The organism is Rhodopseudomonas boonkerdii (genome assembly GCF_021184025.1).
GTDB classification, from domain to species: domain Bacteria; phylum Pseudomonadota; class Alphaproteobacteria; order Rhizobiales; family Xanthobacteraceae; genus Tardiphaga; species Tardiphaga boonkerdii.
The window spans coordinates 4,643,646-4,657,767 of record NZ_CP036537.1; the positions used below are offsets into that span (position 1 = coordinate 4,643,646).

At 61.7% G+C, this 14,122-nt stretch carries 14 protein-coding genes; 3 read left to right on the forward strand and 11 right to left on the reverse strand.

Annotation, left to right across the window (positions count from 1 at the left end):
* Positions 1 to 24: 24 nt before the first annotated feature.
* The 11 genes from E0H22_RS21310 to cysG all read right to left on the reverse strand — a co-directional run bounded on the left by E0H22_RS21310 (position 25) and on the right by cysG (position 10,829).
* The gene (locus E0H22_RS21310; protein WP_233022966.1) at positions 25 to 813 is read right to left on the reverse strand and encodes a 3-hydroxybutyrate dehydrogenase; all 789 of its coding nucleotides are present in this window, start codon (positions 811 to 813) and stop codon (positions 25 to 27) included.
* Between the two features lie 27 nt (positions 814 to 840).
* The gene (locus tag E0H22_RS21315) at positions 841 to 1,995 is read right to left on the reverse strand and encodes a DUF3734 domain-containing protein (protein WP_233026467.1); all 1,155 of its coding nucleotides are present in this window, start codon (positions 1,993 to 1,995) and stop codon (positions 841 to 843) included.
* A gap of 106 nt (positions 1,996 to 2,101) precedes the next feature.
* Positions 2,102 to 2,614 carry a CAP domain-containing protein gene (locus E0H22_RS21320; protein WP_233022967.1) on the reverse strand — a complete coding sequence of 171 codons (513 nt, stop codon included), beginning with the start codon at positions 2,612 to 2,614 and terminating at the stop codon, positions 2,102 to 2,104.
* A gap of 223 nt (positions 2,615 to 2,837) precedes the next feature.
* Positions 2,838 to 3,875, reverse strand: a complete 1,038-nt coding sequence (locus E0H22_RS21325; RefSeq protein WP_233022968.1) for a sulfate/molybdate ABC transporter ATP-binding protein — start codon at positions 3,873 to 3,875, stop codon at positions 2,838 to 2,840.
* Positions 3,865 to 4,758, reverse strand: a complete 894-nt coding sequence (gene cysW, locus E0H22_RS21330; protein WP_233022969.1) for a sulfate ABC transporter permease subunit CysW — start codon at positions 4,756 to 4,758, stop codon at positions 3,865 to 3,867. Before cysW (E0H22_RS21330) ends, E0H22_RS21325 begins: the two co-directional genes overlap by 11 nt.
* A 6-nt stretch (positions 4,759 to 4,764) precedes the next feature.
* Complete coding sequence (gene cysT / locus E0H22_RS21335; protein ID WP_233022970.1) at positions 4,765 to 5,553, reverse strand: sulfate ABC transporter permease subunit CysT; 789 nt, start codon at positions 5,551 to 5,553, stop codon at positions 4,765 to 4,767.
* Positions 5,554 to 5,667: 114 nt separating this feature from the next.
* A complete protein-coding gene (locus E0H22_RS21340) occupies positions 5,668 to 6,657 on the reverse strand; it encodes a sulfate ABC transporter substrate-binding protein (RefSeq protein WP_233022971.1) in 990 nt (329 codons plus the stop codon).
* A 258-nt stretch (positions 6,658 to 6,915) separates the two neighbouring features.
* A complete protein-coding gene (locus E0H22_RS21345; RefSeq protein ID WP_233022972.1) occupies positions 6,916 to 7,428 on the reverse strand; it encodes a DUF934 domain-containing protein in 513 nt (170 codons plus the stop codon).
* Complete coding sequence (locus tag E0H22_RS21350; RefSeq protein WP_233022973.1) at positions 7,415 to 9,070, reverse strand: nitrite/sulfite reductase; 1,656 nt, start codon at positions 9,068 to 9,070, stop codon at positions 7,415 to 7,417. Before E0H22_RS21350 ends, E0H22_RS21345 begins: the two co-directional genes overlap by 14 nt.
* Before the next feature lie 11 nt (positions 9,071 to 9,081).
* Entirely contained in the window at positions 9,082 to 9,396 is a 315-nt protein-coding gene (locus E0H22_RS21355) for a DUF2849 domain-containing protein (protein ID WP_233022974.1), read from the reverse strand.
* Positions 9,393 to 10,829: a siroheme synthase CysG gene (gene cysG / locus E0H22_RS21360; protein ID WP_233022975.1), complete on the reverse strand. Its 1,437-nt coding sequence runs from the start codon at positions 10,827 to 10,829 to the stop codon at positions 9,393 to 9,395. The genes E0H22_RS21355 and cysG overlap by 4 nt, the downstream gene beginning before the upstream one ends.
* 306 nt (positions 10,830 to 11,135) lie before the next feature.
* Here cysG and cysP point away from each other — a divergent pair, with 306 nt between their 5' ends.
* The 3 genes from cysP to cysW (E0H22_RS21375) all read left to right on the forward strand — a co-directional run bounded on the left by cysP (position 11,136) and on the right by cysW (E0H22_RS21375) (position 14,079).
* Positions 11,136 to 12,149, forward strand: a complete 1,014-nt coding sequence (gene cysP, locus E0H22_RS21365; RefSeq protein ID WP_233026469.1) for a thiosulfate ABC transporter substrate-binding protein CysP — start codon at positions 11,136 to 11,138, stop codon at positions 12,147 to 12,149.
* A 236-nt stretch (positions 12,150 to 12,385) separates the two neighbouring features.
* Positions 12,386 to 13,213, forward strand: coding sequence for a sulfate ABC transporter permease subunit CysT (cysT, locus tag E0H22_RS21370; RefSeq protein WP_233022976.1), 828 nt, complete (start codon positions 12,386 to 12,388; stop codon positions 13,211 to 13,213).
* Positions 13,213 to 14,079: a sulfate ABC transporter permease subunit CysW gene (cysW, locus tag E0H22_RS21375; protein ID WP_430715177.1), complete on the forward strand. Its 867-nt coding sequence runs from the start codon at positions 13,213 to 13,215 to the stop codon at positions 14,077 to 14,079. The genes cysT (E0H22_RS21370) and cysW (E0H22_RS21375) overlap by 1 nt, the downstream gene beginning before the upstream one ends.
* The last annotated feature ends 43 nt before the right edge of the window (positions 14,080 to 14,122 follow it).

The window sequence follows — 14,122 nt, forward strand, 5'->3', positions numbered from 1 at the left end:
AGGTTAAGGCCTGCACGTCACTGCTTACGCCGCCGTCCAGCCGCCGTCGATGGACAGGTTCGTACCTGTGATCTGCGCCGCTTCATCCCCGCATAGGAACAGCGCCAGCGCCGCCACCTGCTCCGACGTCACGAATTCCTTCGTCGGCTGCGCTTCCAACAGCACGTCGTTGATGACCTGTTCCTTGGTCAAGCCACGCGCCTTCATCGTGTCCGGGATCTGCTTTTCCACCAGCGGTGTCCAGACGTAACCGGGCGAGATGCAATTGCAGGTGATCTTGTGGGTCGCGACTTCCAGCGCCACGGTCTTGGTGAGACCGGCGATACCGTGCTTGGCCGAGACATAGGCCGACTTGAAGGGCGATGCGACCAGCGAATGGGCCGAGGCCGTATTGATGATGCGGCCCCAGCCGCGCTTCTTCATACCCGGCACCACGGCGCGGATGCCATGGAAGGCGGAAGACAGATTGATCGCAATGATGGCGTCCCATTTCTCGATCGGGAATTCCTCGATCGGCGAAACAAACTGGATGCCGGCATTGTTGACGAGGATGTCCACCGCGCCAAAAGTCTTCTCGCCGAGCTCGATCATCCCAGCGATCTCCACCGGCTTGGTCATATCGGCCGGCGAATGGATCGCCTTGACCTTGTAGTCGCTCTCGATCGCCGCGCGTTCCTTCTCGATATCGGCCGGGGCGCCCATGCCGTTCAGGACGATATTGGCACCGGCGCTGGCGAAAGCGCGCGCATAAGCGAGGCCGATGCCGCTGGTCGAGCCGGTGACAACGGCGGTCTTGCCCGTGAGATTGGTCATGCAAAGTCTCCTGCTGGGTGAGGTCGATTATGGTTTGTCGTCGGCGCAGAGATCGTAGGTGACCATCGACTGATCCGCCTGTGGGCGCTCGAACCATTCCTTGTGGCGCATCGAGCGCTCCACATCGCGGCTGCCGGCCTTCCAGTGTTCCGTCATGCCGAGGCGCGAGAAATTGTAGTCCTTGGACGACGACTCGTGCGTCTTGCTACGATAGATCAGATGCACCACCGTGACGGTGTTTTCCTTCGCCGCTTCCGACAACAGCGCGACATTGGGGTCCTGCTTCAAGTCCTCGGGCAGCTTGCCGATGAGATCGCGCAACGCCTTCCGAATATTGTGAATGCGCTTGTTCTTGTCGGTGGTCATGCGCGTGCGGCTGGAATAGCGGATATCCTTCTCCCGCTCCTGCGCCTCGAACATGGATTGCGGCAGCGGCCCCCGCGCGCTGAACAGATCGACCTGGAAGATCAGAAGGTCGCTGGCGACGTCGTCGAGCACGAAGTCGAGGGGGGTGTTGGACGCGATGCCGCCGTCCCAGAAATGCTCTCCCTCGATTTCGATGGAGGGGAAGCCCGGCGGAAGCGCGCCGGAGGCCATGATGTGCTCGGGGCCGATCTTTTTGCCGAGCGTGCGAAAGATCTCGTTGTCGAAATAGGTGAAGTTGCCGGTGGTGACGCTGACCGCACCGACGCTGAGACGCGTCTTGCAGTCATTGATGCGATCAAAATCGACCAGCCGTTCCAGCGTCGCCTTGAGCGGCGCGGTGTCGTAAAAGCTTTGCGATTGCGGGCTGCCCGGCGGCCAGAACGGAGCCGGTGGAATCCGCGGCATAAAAAAGCCCGGCACGCCGAAAGCCGCGATCATCGCGGCGCTGCCTTCGTTAAAGGCCGAGCGTGTATGCTCGTCCGGGATCACCGGGCTCCAGGGCACCGGCGACGACGCCATCTCCCAGAATTCGCGCAGTTTGCCGATCCGCTTGTCGCGCTCATTGCCGGCGATGATCGCGGCGTTGATAGCCCCGATGGAAATGCCGGCAATCCAGGCCGGCTCGAAATCGTGGTGGCAGAGCGTCTCGTAGGCACCAGCCTGATAGGAGCCGAGCGCGCCGCCACCCTGCAGGACCAGCACACGCTTGGCTTGTGACGGTTTGGAAGTGGCTGCATCTGGGATGGGAGCGGACATGTCCATGGTGGGAACCGACGGTCGCTTCGAGGAACCGCACCGTGGCCCCGCGATCCCGCGGCGTCAATTGCCGAGGCCGCGGTGGCAGCATCACAAAGCCTTCAGCTCAGCGCGGCTTTTCGGTTTCGGCCAGGATCATGGTCCAGAACACCTTGTATTTGGTGTTCGGCGCATAAATCGCAGCGATTCCCAGCTTGGAGACGCCGGATTTCAGCATATTGGCCCGGTGCGGCGGCGAATCGCGCCAACCCGAAAAGGCTTCCGCAAGGGTGTGATAACCGGCGGAGACGTTCTCTACCGCGACCGTGGCCGGATAGCCGCCGGAATTCAGGCGCTTCGCAAGCGGCGCCTTCACATCATGATCGAGCTTGTTCTTCTTGGCCATGGCGGTGGACTGATCCTCCGCCAGCGCCATCAGGCCTGGATCGACCGTCACCGGCCCGAGGCCGTTGTTCTGTCGGTAGAGCGAGATCATCTGTGCTGCCGCCTGCGGATCTAGCTTGGCGCCGCCATTCGCCATGCTGAGATACATGGTCGGTTGATCAGGGACCTGATCCACTGCGGTTCCGCACCCCGCCAGCAACGCCATTCCTAGACTGGCCAGAGCCACCCGCTTCATCGACAATCCCCCAAAATCGAGGAGCCGTTGTTGCACACCAACCGTGGCCGAATGGTGAACGGAAAGGAAATTGCGGAGCGCTAATCCTCCTGATGTCGTCACCCGACTTGATCGGGTGCCCCAGTATACGGCAGCGCCAGTGTGCTTCTCGAAGGCCGGTGTCTACAGGATCCTTCGCTTTCGCGGAGGATGACAGGCCGAGTGCATAGCGGACCCCGCTCTCTCACTGCCCCGCGAAAATCCGGTAGCGCCGAGGCTGCAGGCTGACGGAATCGCCGGTGGCGAGCGGTCGATCGCGCGGTGCATCGATTTCGACCAGCGTGTCGCCGCCGTCCAGCGCGATATCGGCGCGCTGGATCGGGCCGAAGGTTCGGACCCGGCGCACCGTGCCCTCGAGAGCGCCCTCCCCCACAGCTCCAATGGCCATATCATGCCGGCGCACGAACAGCTGTGAGGGCCCCGCAGCGCCGCCCGCTTCGATATTGAGCGCACGCGCCCCAAGCTTTACTTGTCCGCCCTGCACATCCACCGGCAGCACGATGGATTCGCCGATGAAGCTATGCACGAAAGCCGAGGCCGGATTGTCATAGACATCGCCGGGCGTGCCGATCTGTTCGATCTTGCCTTTGTCCATCACGACGATGCGGTTGGCGACCTCGAGCGCTTCTTCCTGGTCATGCGTGACAAAGATCGAGGTGACGTGAATCTCCTCGTGCAGCGTGCGCAGCCATTGCCGCAATTCCTTGCGCACTTTCGCATCGAGCGCGCCGAAGGGCTCGTCGAGCAGCAGGATACGCGGTTCGATGGCAAGCGCGCGGGCGAGCGCGATACGCTGCCGCTGGCCGCCGGAGAGCTGGCTCGGATAGCGATCGGCGAGCCAGTCGAGTTGCACGAGATCGAGCAGTTCCTTCACCCGCGCGCGGATCTGCGCCTCGGTCTTGCGGATGGAGCGCGGCTGCACGCGCAGGCCGAAGGCGACATTCTCGAATACGCTCATATGGCGGAACAGCGCGTAATGCTGGAAGACGAAGCCCACGTGACGTTCGCCGGCGCCACGCTCCAAAGCGTTCTCGCCATCGAATTTCACTTCGCCGGAATCAGGCCAATCGAGCCCTGCGATGATCCGCAGCAGTGTCGTCTTGCCCGAACCCGACGGGCCGAGCAGAGCCAGCAGCTCACCCTTCGCGACCTTGAGATCGACATTATCGAGCGCCTTGAAGGCACCGTACTGCTTCACGATATTCCGTACTTCAATCGTCACGGTGCGAATGTCCTTGTTCGATCCGGCCTTCGAGAATGATCTTCGCGACCAGCGTCACCAGCGCCAGCATGGCAAGCAGCGACGCGATCGCGAATGACGCCACCAGTTGATACTCGTTATAGAGGATTTCCACCAGCAGCGGCATGGTGTTGGTTTCGCCGCGGATATGGCCCGAAACCACAGAAACCGCGCCGAACTCGCCCATCGCCCGCGCATTGCAGAGCAGGACGCCGTAGAGCAATCCCCATTTGATGTTGGGCAGCGTCACGATGAGGAAGGTTCGCCAGCCGCTGGCGCCGAGCGAGATCGCGGCTTCCTCCTCCTGCGAGCCCTGCTCTTGCATCAACGGGATGAGTTCGCGGGCGACGAAGGGGAAGGTAACGAAGGTGGTTGCCAGCACAATGGCCGGCGGCGCAAACAGGATCGTGATGCCGTGGGCGATCAACCACGGACCGAAATAACCCTGGGCACCGAACAGCAGCACAAAGACGAGGCCGGAAATAACCGGACTGACCGAGAACGGTAGATCGATCAGGGTGACCAACAGCGTCTTGCCGCGGAACTCGAATTTCGCAACTGCCCAGGCTGCTGTAACCCCGAAGACCACATTTAGGCTGACCGAAATCAGCGCAGTGAATAGCGTCAGCTTGATCGCCGACCACGCCTCGGCCTCACCGAGCGCACTGAAATAGAAGCTGGCGCCGCGCGAAAACGCTTCCGAGAATACCAGTATCAGCGGCAGCACGACAAAGACGGAGAGAAACGTCACGGCAAAACCGATGACGACGCTGCGAACCCACAAGGGTTCGGTTCGGAAATCTTTCTTAACCGCGCTCACGCGCCGTTCTCCGATCTCGGCTGTGTCTATCGTTGCTACGGTCATATCAGATCAACTCGCTGCGAGCGCGCGTGTTTGTGCCCAACGCTGCAGCCGGTTGAGCAGGAAAATGATGATAAACGACGCCACCAGCATCACGACCGCGATCGCGGTGGCGTCGGCATAGCGGAATTCGGATAACCGGATCACGATCAGCAGCGGCGCGATTTCCGAGACATTCGGCAGATTGCCTGCGATGAAGATGACGGAGCCATATTCTCCGACCGCACGGGCGAAGGCGAGGGCAAAGCCGGTCAAGATCGCCGGCGTCAGACTCGGGATGATGACACGCGTCACGGTCTGCCAGCGCGTTGCCCCCAGGCAGGCGGCCGCCTCCTCGATCTCTGTATCGAGATCGATCAGCACCGGTTGCACCGTGCGCACGACGAACGGAATGCCGATGAACACCATGGCGAGAAAGATGCCGATCGGCGTAAAGGCCACCTTGATGCCGAGCGAGGCCAACGGCGCGCCGAGCCATCCATTCTGTGCAAACAGCGTGGTCAGTGCGATGCCCGCCACCGCCGTTGGCAATGCAAAGGGGATATCGACGATAGCATCGAAGATCCGGCGGCCCGGAAAACGGTAGCGTACCAGCGCCCAGACGACGACGAGGCCGGCGACAAGATTAACCAACGCAGCGGCGAACGCGAGGCCGAACGAAATCTGCAGCGCATGCAAGGTGCGGCGACTGGTGACGGTGTCAATGAACTGCGAGAAGCCGAGCTCGCTCGTCTTCACGAACAGACCGGCCAGCGGAATCAGGATCAGCAGCGAAAGCCACGTCAGGGTCAACCCCATGCTCAGGCCAAACCCCGGCAAGGCACTTCGTTTCGATACCGCACTCACAGCAAGCCCTCTGGAAAATGCGAAGCACCCAGGCCGGTCGACGGCCTGGGTGCCCGTCGCGGCCAATCAGTTCTTGTAGATCTTGTCGAACACGCCGCCTTCGGCGAAGTGCTCGCTTTGCGCCTTGGTCCAGCCGCCGAACACATCATCGATGGTGAACAGATCTACCTTAGCAAAATTTGCTTCGAACTTCTTCGCAATTTCCGCGTCGCGCGGGCGATAGAAATTGCGGCCGGCGATTTCCTGGCCTTCCTTCGTGTACCAGTATTTCAGATAGGCCTCGGCGGCCGCTTTGGTTCCCTTCTTGTCGACCACCGTATCGACCACCGCGACCGGCGGCTCGGCGAGAATCGAGATCGACGGCGTAACGATTTCGAACTTGTCCTTGCCGAATTCGGCCAGCGCCAGATAGGCCTCGTTCTCCCAGGCCAGCAGCACGTCACCGACGCCGCGCTGAACGAACGTAATGGTCGAGCCGCGCGCGCCAGTGTCGAGCACGGGCACATTCTTGAAGATATTGCCGACGAATTCCCTCGCCTTGTCCTGCGAACCGTATTTCTTCAGCGCATACCCCCAAGCGCCGAGATAATTCCAGCGGGCACCGCCCGAGGTCTTGGGATTCGGCGTGATGACGCTGACGCCGCTCTTGATCAGGTCGTCCCAGTCCTTGATTGCCTTCGGGTTGCCCTTGCGCACCAGGAACACGATGGTCGAGGTATAGGGCGAGGCATTCTGCGGCAATCGCTTCTGCCAGTCCTTCGCCGTCAACCCCTTGTTGGCTACCGCATCGATATCATAGGCAAGCGCCAGCGTCACGACATCGGCCTGAAGGCCATCGATGACCGAGCGGGCCTGTGCGCCCGAGCCGCCATGCGATTGCTTGATCTCGATGCTCTTGCCGGTTTCCTTCTGATACACCGCAGCAAAAGCCTTGTTGAAATCGACATAGAGTTCGCGCGTCGGATCGTAGGACACGTTCAGCAGCGTGACATCGGCGGCAAAAGCTGAGCTGGCCCATAGCAGCGATGCAGCGGCGATGGCGAAGCGACGGATCATGCGAGACCTCCATGGACCGGATGGCAACAGCACCACCCCGGCAACGCAGCAAGGTTCGAAAAGTTGGAGCGCGAAGTCAACGAAAGCAGATTTCAATGATCCGCCGATGACGACGGCAATCTGCCACAAAACCGCCACTCACGAGAATGCGGCAATCTGCCGATCCGTCACTGCAAGTAGCGGAGCGGCGAAGCAATCCGGACGTCGCTCGACGGAAGACCCGGATCGCTTCGTCGCAAGGTCTCCCTGCAATGACGATTACTGAACATTCGCCGCGTGACGCGCCTGCATGCGCCGGTGCAGCGCCGTGACGCGGCCATCGCCGGTCGGTTGATAGAACACCGTGTAACGCTTCACTGTCGCTGCAAAGGCTTCAGCATCGGCCTCCTTCTTCACTTCGAACGCATCGAAGCCGGCACGCAGCATCAGCACGAACTGGTCGCGCAATACCTGGCCGATGGCCCGCAACTCGCCCTTGTAGCCGTAACGCTCGCGCAGGAGCCGTGCCTGGCTATAGGCACGCCCATCGCGAAAGGTTGGAAACACCAGCGCGACGACAGCAAGCTTCTCAAGGTAAGGCACGAGTTCGTCGAGATCGCGATTGTTCGGCCAGATGACGCCGGTCGGCGCGTTGCGCGCGGCCAGCCCGCCCGGATCTTCGAGAAACCGCGTCGCCGGAATCAGCGCTGCACCCTCCACCGGAAGCGCGCTGTCATCGGCCACGTGGACGAAGCTGTCGGCAACGATGGCGCCTTTCTTAACGAGTGGCATAAACACGCTCCTTGAACGGCTCGACGCCGAGACGTTCGACGGTCTGATAGAACAATTCATCCGGCCGGGCTCGCAGCGCCAGATAGGCTTCGACGATGTCCTCGATGACGTTCGCCACATCATCGTAGGGCACCGCCGGTCCGATCAACGTGCCGACCACCGCCCCCTCATCCGCGCGGCCGCCGATGGTGATCTGGTAGAATTCCTCGTTGTTTTTCTCCACGCCGAGAATGCCGATGTGGCCGACATGGTGATGGCCGCACGCATTGATGCAGCCGGAGATATTGATGTGCAGCCGGCCGATCATTTCCGCAATGTCGTGATTGGCGAAACGGCGCGTGAGTTCCTGCGCGATCGGGATCGCGCGCGCATTGGCAAGCGAGCAATAGTCGAGGCCGGGACACGCGATGATATCGGTGATCAGGTTCACATTCGGAGTCGCCAGGCCGAGCTTGTCGAGCTGTCGCCACAATGCCGGCAAATCGCGCTTGGCGACATTCGGCAGCGCAAGGTTCTGCTCATGGCCGACGCGGATTTCGCCGAAGGAATATTTTTCCGCAAGATCGGCGACGGCGTCGAGCTGATCCGCGGTGGCGTCGCCAGGGGGGGCGCCCACGGGCTTCAGGGAAAGCGTGACGATGGCATAGCCGGGCCGCTGGTGCGGCGCGACGGAGTTCTTCAGCCAGCGCTCGAAATGCGGATCGGCTGAAGCCGCCAGCAATTCGTCAGGCGCATCCGGGAGTTTCTCGTAATCCGGATAGCTGAAGCGCGAGCGGATATCGGCAACCACTTCGTCGTCGAGCTCCAGCGCGCTATGGCGCATCGCCTGCCATTCCTCTTCGACCTCCGCAGAAAACTTCTCGATGCCGAGTTCATGCACGAGGATCTTGATGCGCGCCTTGTAGATATTGTCGCGGCGGCCATACTGATTGTAGACGCGCAGGATCGCCTCGACATAGCTGAGGATGTCGCGGCCTGCCACGAACGGCTTGATCACCTTGCCGATGAACGGCGTACGGCCGAGTCCGCCACCGACCAGCACTTCGAACCCGGTCTCGCCGGCCTCATTGCGATGGATACGCAAGCCGATGTCATGCACCCTGATCGCTGCGCGATCATGATCCGCCGCTGTGATGGCGATTTTGAACTTGCGCGGAAGATAGGTGAATTCCGGATGCATGGTCGAGTATTGCCGCAGCGTCTCGGCCCAGATGCGGGGATCCTCGACCTCGCCCGGCGCCACACCCGCCCATTGATCGGTGGTGACGTTGCGCACACAATTGCCCGACGTCTGCATCGCATGGATGCCGACCGACGCGAGTTCTTCCAGCGCATCGGGCAGATCGGCGAGCTTGATCCAGTTGAACTGGATGTTCTGCCGCGTAGTGAAGTGACCATAGCCGCGGTCATAGCGCCGCGCCACATGCGCAAGCTTGCGCATCTGCGGCGACGACAGCGTGCCATAGGGAATGGCGACGCGGAGCATATAGGCGTGCAGCTGAAGATACACGCCGTTCATCAACCGCAGCATCTTGAATTCGTCTTCGGTCAGTTCACCGGACAGACGGCGCTTCACCTGATCGCGGAATTCGGCGACCCGCTCGTTGACGAGCGTACGATCGATTTCATCATAAGCATACATGTCGAAAACCTTCAGGCCGGAACCGGCAGATCGATGGTGACGCCCTTGCGGCGAATGCGCTCGCGCAGATTGCCGGGCTCGACGGCGCCGTCTGCCTTGACGATCACCGGGGCGATATAGGCGCCGATGGCACCGAGATCATCGGCCGCGGACTCGGCGAGCAACGCACGTGCATCATCGGCGGTGCGCACGATGGCCGCCAGAGCAAGATCAGGCGTCCAGCCTTTGCTGGTGTCGCGATAGATCACAACGCCATCCCAGGTTCGATTGGCAGTCACCACCGATGGGCCGGTGATCTTGATTTTCTGTTGCAGTGGAGAGGTCATTCGGCAGCTACCAAAATGCTGGAGACAAACTTTTTGACGTGAGCGGCACGCCAGGGCGCGGAATGCGCCACGACATCGCCGATGATGAGGATCGCCGGGCCGCTATCGATCTGCCCGACCAGTGCCGGAAGATCGTCGAGCGTACCGACCGCCGCCTGGGCGTCGGGCCGGGTCACCCGCGCGAACACGCCGACCGGCGTTTGCGGCGAGCGGCCTGCCGCCATGAGACCTTCACGGATCGCAGGCGCGGCGGTCATGCCCATATAGACGACGATGGTCATTTTCGCGTCCGTAAGGACGGACCAATCGACTGCACCGGCATCTCGTTCCTTATGCGCCGTGAGGAAGGTGATGCGCAACGCCTCACCTCGATAGGTCAACGGAGCTTCGAACATCGCAGCGGCGCCAAGACCCGCCGTGATGCCGGGGATGACGGAATAGGCCACACCGGCCTCGCGCAAATGTTCGATCTCCTCGCCGCCGCGACCGAAGATGAAGGGATCGCCGCCCTTGAGGCGTACGGCGCGCTGGCCGGCGCGCGCGGCCTCGACGAGCAACTGGTTCGTAGCATCCTGCCCGATGCCAGGCTTGCCGATGCGGCGACCGACCGGCACGCGCGAGGCATCGCGGCGGATACGGTCAAGAATTTCCGGCGACACCAGCTCGTCGTAGAATACGATATCGGCATCCTGCAGCGCGCGCAGCGCCTTGACGGTGAGCAGATCGGGATCGCCGGGGCCTGCACCGACCAGCGTGACATGACCTTCTGCGCGCCCTTCATGCAACGCACCGGCAAAAGCCGGGAGATCATCGATCGCGCCCAGCGCCCGGTCGGCATCGGGGCGGCGGCCGGCAAGTACTTTCGCGCCGATCTCGCCGTCGACGATGCGCTCCCAGAACCGGCGGCGCAGCGGCGCCTCCGTGATCCGCTCATTGATCGTCTTGCGCCAGCGCCCGATGAATGTTGCGAGATCGCCGATCCGCGCCGGCAGCACGCTCTCGATCATTTCGCGCACGCGCCGCGCCACCACCGGCGACGTGCCGCCGGTGCCGACAGCAACGACGACATCGCCGCGATCGACGATGGCCGGGAAGATGAAAGTGGAATTGGCGAGGTCATCCATCACATTGACGGGCAGCCCGACCGCCTTCGCACGCAGCGCCATCATCGGGCCGAGATCGCCCGCGCCCGCGCACATGACCGCGATGACCCCCGAGAGATCGGCTGCGAGCGGATTGCCCTCGGCGAATTCGATCGCATCGACGGCCACGGCATCGAGCCCGGCGAGATCGCGATCGCCGTCGATCGCATACCAGCGGACCCGCGCATTGGCCGCCAGCAACAACCGCAGCTTGGCGCGCACGAACTCCCCGGCGCCGATCAGGAGGATCGGTCCGGCCTGCAAGTCGAGAAAGACAGGCAGATAGCGCATACGCACTCCGCTGCCCCGAAACTTCGGGGTTGACTGAAATTATTTTCTATATATCTCTCGATTGCGCGGCGTAAAGAGAAGATTATTTCTTCTTCGAGCCGTTCTAATTATAGAACTTTTTATCTTCGAACACCACGCGCCAGAGACGGTTCTTCTCCTCAACCGCGCCGCCGCTCCCCCCGTTGCAGGAAAACGCAAACGGGGCACGGTCGCGGCGGAGCAAATTTCGGACCGCTCGAAGGGCAAAATGCCGCAGCTATCCATGACCGATCCGCTCAACGCAGGGGACTTTTCGTGAACCGCCTTTTGACCACCTTCACAGCCGGCCTCGGCCTTCTCGCCATCGGCGCCACCACACCGGCCCAGGCGCAGACGCCGACCACGCTGCTCAACGTCTCCTACGACATCGCGCGCGAACTCTATGCCGAGATCAACGCCGCCTTCATCAAGCAGTGGAAGGCCAAGACCGGCCAGGACATCACGATCAATCAGTCGCACAACGGCTCGTCGCGGCAGGCCCGCTCGATCCTCGAAGGCCTCGAGGCCGACGTCGTCACCTTTAACCAGGTCACCGACGTGCAGGTGCTCTACGATCGCGGCAAGCTGATCCCGCAAGACTGGGCATCGCGGCTGCCTAACAATTCCTCGCCTTATTACTCGCTGCCCGCTTTCCTGGTGCGCGCCGGCAATCCGAAGGGGATCAAGGACTGGGACGATCTCGTGAAGCCCGGCGTGCAAGTGATCTTCCCGAATCCGAAGACCTCCGGCAATGCGCGCTACACCTATCTCGCCGCCTATGCTTTCGCGAAGAACAAGTACGGTGCCGATAAGGCCGATGAGTTCATTAAGAAGCTCTTTGCCAACGTCCCGGTGTTCGACACCGGCGGTCGCGCGGCCACGACGACTTTCGTCGAGCGCGGCACCGGCGACGTGCTGATCACCTTCGAGGCCGAAACGGCGTCGATCCGCGATCTCGCGGGCAAGGATGCCGGCGGCAAGGATAAATTTGAATCGGTGGTGCCACCGACCAGCGTACTCGCCGAATTCCCGGTCACCGTTGTCGATAAATATGCAGAGAAGCACGGCACCAAGGCGCTCGCGACAGCCTATCTCGAATTCCTGTATTCGCCGGAAGGCCAGGCCATCGAGGTCAAGGGCTACAACCGCGTCGTCGACAAGGACGTGATGGCGAAGAACAAGGACAAGTTCCCGGATGTGAAGCTGTATCGCATCGAGGATGAATTCGGCGGCTGGGACAAGGTCAATGCCGAACACCTGAACGCGGGCGCCAAGCTGGACACCTTGTTCGGCGGGAAGTGAGACGCAAGCCTCACACTCCGCCCTCATCCTGAGGAGCCGCGAAGCGGCGTCTCGAAGGATGGCCGCGAGCTCCAGAGCCCGACCAGCTCATGGTTCGAGATGGCGCCAAGAGGCGCCCCCTCACCATGAGGGACTGAGTTGGGTTCGGCTTATTCCATTTTCACCTGAATACTTTAAGAGAGGCCCGGGAACGCCAGAACGTTCCAGGGCCTTTTCACAATCGGGTTCTCATCCACTTGCGACGCACCGTCATCCCCGGCTTCCGGCTCTCGCTCGGCATCACCCTGCTCTATCTCGGGGTGATCGTGCTGCTGCCGCTCTGCGCGCTGATCCTGAAGGCGTCCGATGTCGGCCTGGTGCAGCTCTGGGGCATCCTGTCGTCACCGCGTACATTGTCCGCGATCCGCGTGACCGTCACCATGGCGCTTGCCGCCACCGCCTTCAACGCAATCTATGGCCTGCTGCTCGCCTGGGTGCTGGCGCGCTACCAGTTTCCCGGCAAACGCATTCTCGATGCGCTGGTCGATGTTCCCTTCGCGCTTCCGACGGCGGTCGCAGGCCTCGCACTCACCGCGCTGCTGTCGAAGAATGGCTGGTTCGGCGCACCACTCGAGAGCCTCGGCATTCAGGTCGCCTATACCCCGCTCGGCATTGCGATTGCCATGGCCTTCACCAGTATCCCCTTTGTGGTACGCACGGTGCAGCCGGTGATCGAAGACCTTGGCACGGATGTCGAAGAAGCCGGCCGTTCGCTCGGCGCCAGCGATTTCCAGATCCTGTGGCGCGTCATCTTTCCCGCTATCTTCCCGGCCTTTCTTGCCGGCTGCTCGCTCTCCTTCGCGCGCAGCCTCGGCGAATTCGGCGCGGTCATCTTCATCGCCGGCAACCAGCCGATGAAGACCGAGATCGTGGCGCTGCTCACTTACATTCGCCTCGAGGAGTACAATTACGAGGCTGCCGCAGCGATTGCCGTGGTGATGCTGGCGATGGCGTTCACGATGCTGATCGTCACCAATGCCGTGCAGGCGTGGAACCTGCGCTATCTCGGCAAGGGAGAAGCATGATGAACGATCGTCCCCATGGCGCATGGATGGTGACGCCCGTCGGCGCCGGCCCTGTCACGCGCCGTGTCGTGCTTGGCGTCGTCTTCGTGCTGACGCTGCTGGTGCTGATCGCGCCGCTGGCCCTGATCTTCTCGTCGGCGCTGTCGCAAGGCTTCGAGGTCTTCTTCCGCAATCTCACCGAGCCCGGCACCCAGCACGCCATCCTGCTCACCGTCGTCACCGCATTGATCGCCGTGCCCGTGAACATCCTGTTCGGTCTTGCCGCCGCATGGTGTGTTACGAAATTTACATTCCCCGGCCGCACGTTGCTGATCGCGCTGATCGAGCTGCCCTACTCCATCTCGCCCATCGTCGCCGGCGTGGCCTATCTCTTCGTCTATGGCACCACCGGCCTGTTCGGACCGATCATCGAAATTCTCGGCATCAAGATCATGTTCGCGCTGCCGGCCATCGTGCTGGCCTCGATGTTCGTCACCGCGCCTTTCGTCGCGCGCGAACTGATCCCGCTGATGCAGGTGCAAGGCACGGACGAGGAAGAGGCCGCAGCAACACTTGGCGCCTCCGGCTTTGCGACCTTCATCAAGGTGACACTGCCCAATGTCCGCTGGGCCGTGCTCTATGGCGCGATCCTGTGCAACGCGCGGGTGATGGGCGAATTCGGTGCAGTGTCGGTGGTTTCCGGCAATGTCCGCGGCCAGACCACGACCTTGCCGCTGCAGATTGAACTTTTGTATCAGGACTACAATGTCGCCGGCGCCTTTGCTGCCGCGACGGTGCTGACCGCGGTGGCACTGTTCACCATTCTGATCAAGGTGGTTCTGGAGCGTTTCTCGCCGGAACATCACGGCCACGCTCCCGGTCATTGATCCCGGGGCTTTCCCGCCCCCCTCCTTTGGCGTTAAAACGTCC

Excerpts from the sequence above, each read along its gene's own strand:
- E0H22_RS21315 (WP_233026467.1), bottom strand. The coding sequence starts at position 1,995 with ATGTCCGCTCCCATCCCAGATGCAGCCACTTCCAAACCGTCACAAGCC.
- E0H22_RS21355 (WP_233022974.1), bottom strand. The coding sequence starts at position 9,396 with ATGACCTCTCCACTGCAACAGAAAATCAAGATCACCGGCCCATCGGTG.
- cysT (WP_233022970.1), bottom strand. The coding sequence starts at position 5,553 with ATGGGGTTGACCCTGACGTGGCTTTCGCTGCTGATCCTGATTCCGCTG.
- E0H22_RS21310 (WP_233022966.1), bottom strand. The coding sequence starts at position 813 with ATGACCAATCTCACGGGCAAGACCGCCGTTGTCACCGGCTCGACCAGC.
- E0H22_RS21350 (WP_233022973.1), bottom strand. The coding sequence starts at position 9,070 with ATGTATGCTTATGATGAAATCGATCGTACGCTCGTCAACGAGCGGGTC.
- cysW (WP_430715177.1), top strand. The coding sequence starts at position 13,213 with ATGAACGATCGTCCCCATGGCGCATGGATGGTGACGCCCGTCGGCGCC.
- cysG (WP_233022975.1), bottom strand. The coding sequence starts at position 10,829 with ATGCGCTATCTGCCTGTCTTTCTCGACTTGCAGGCCGGACCGATCCTC.
- E0H22_RS21345 (WP_233022972.1), bottom strand. The coding sequence starts at position 7,428 with ATGCCACTCGTTAAGAAAGGCGCCATCGTTGCCGACAGCTTCGTCCAC.
- E0H22_RS21320 (WP_233022967.1), bottom strand. The coding sequence starts at position 2,614 with ATGAAGCGGGTGGCTCTGGCCAGTCTAGGAATGGCGTTGCTGGCGGGG.
- cysW (WP_233022969.1), bottom strand. The coding sequence starts at position 4,758 with ATGACCGTAGCAACGATAGACACAGCCGAGATCGGAGAACGGCGCGTG.
- E0H22_RS21340 (WP_233022971.1), bottom strand. The coding sequence starts at position 6,657 with ATGATCCGTCGCTTCGCCATCGCCGCTGCATCGCTGCTATGGGCCAGC.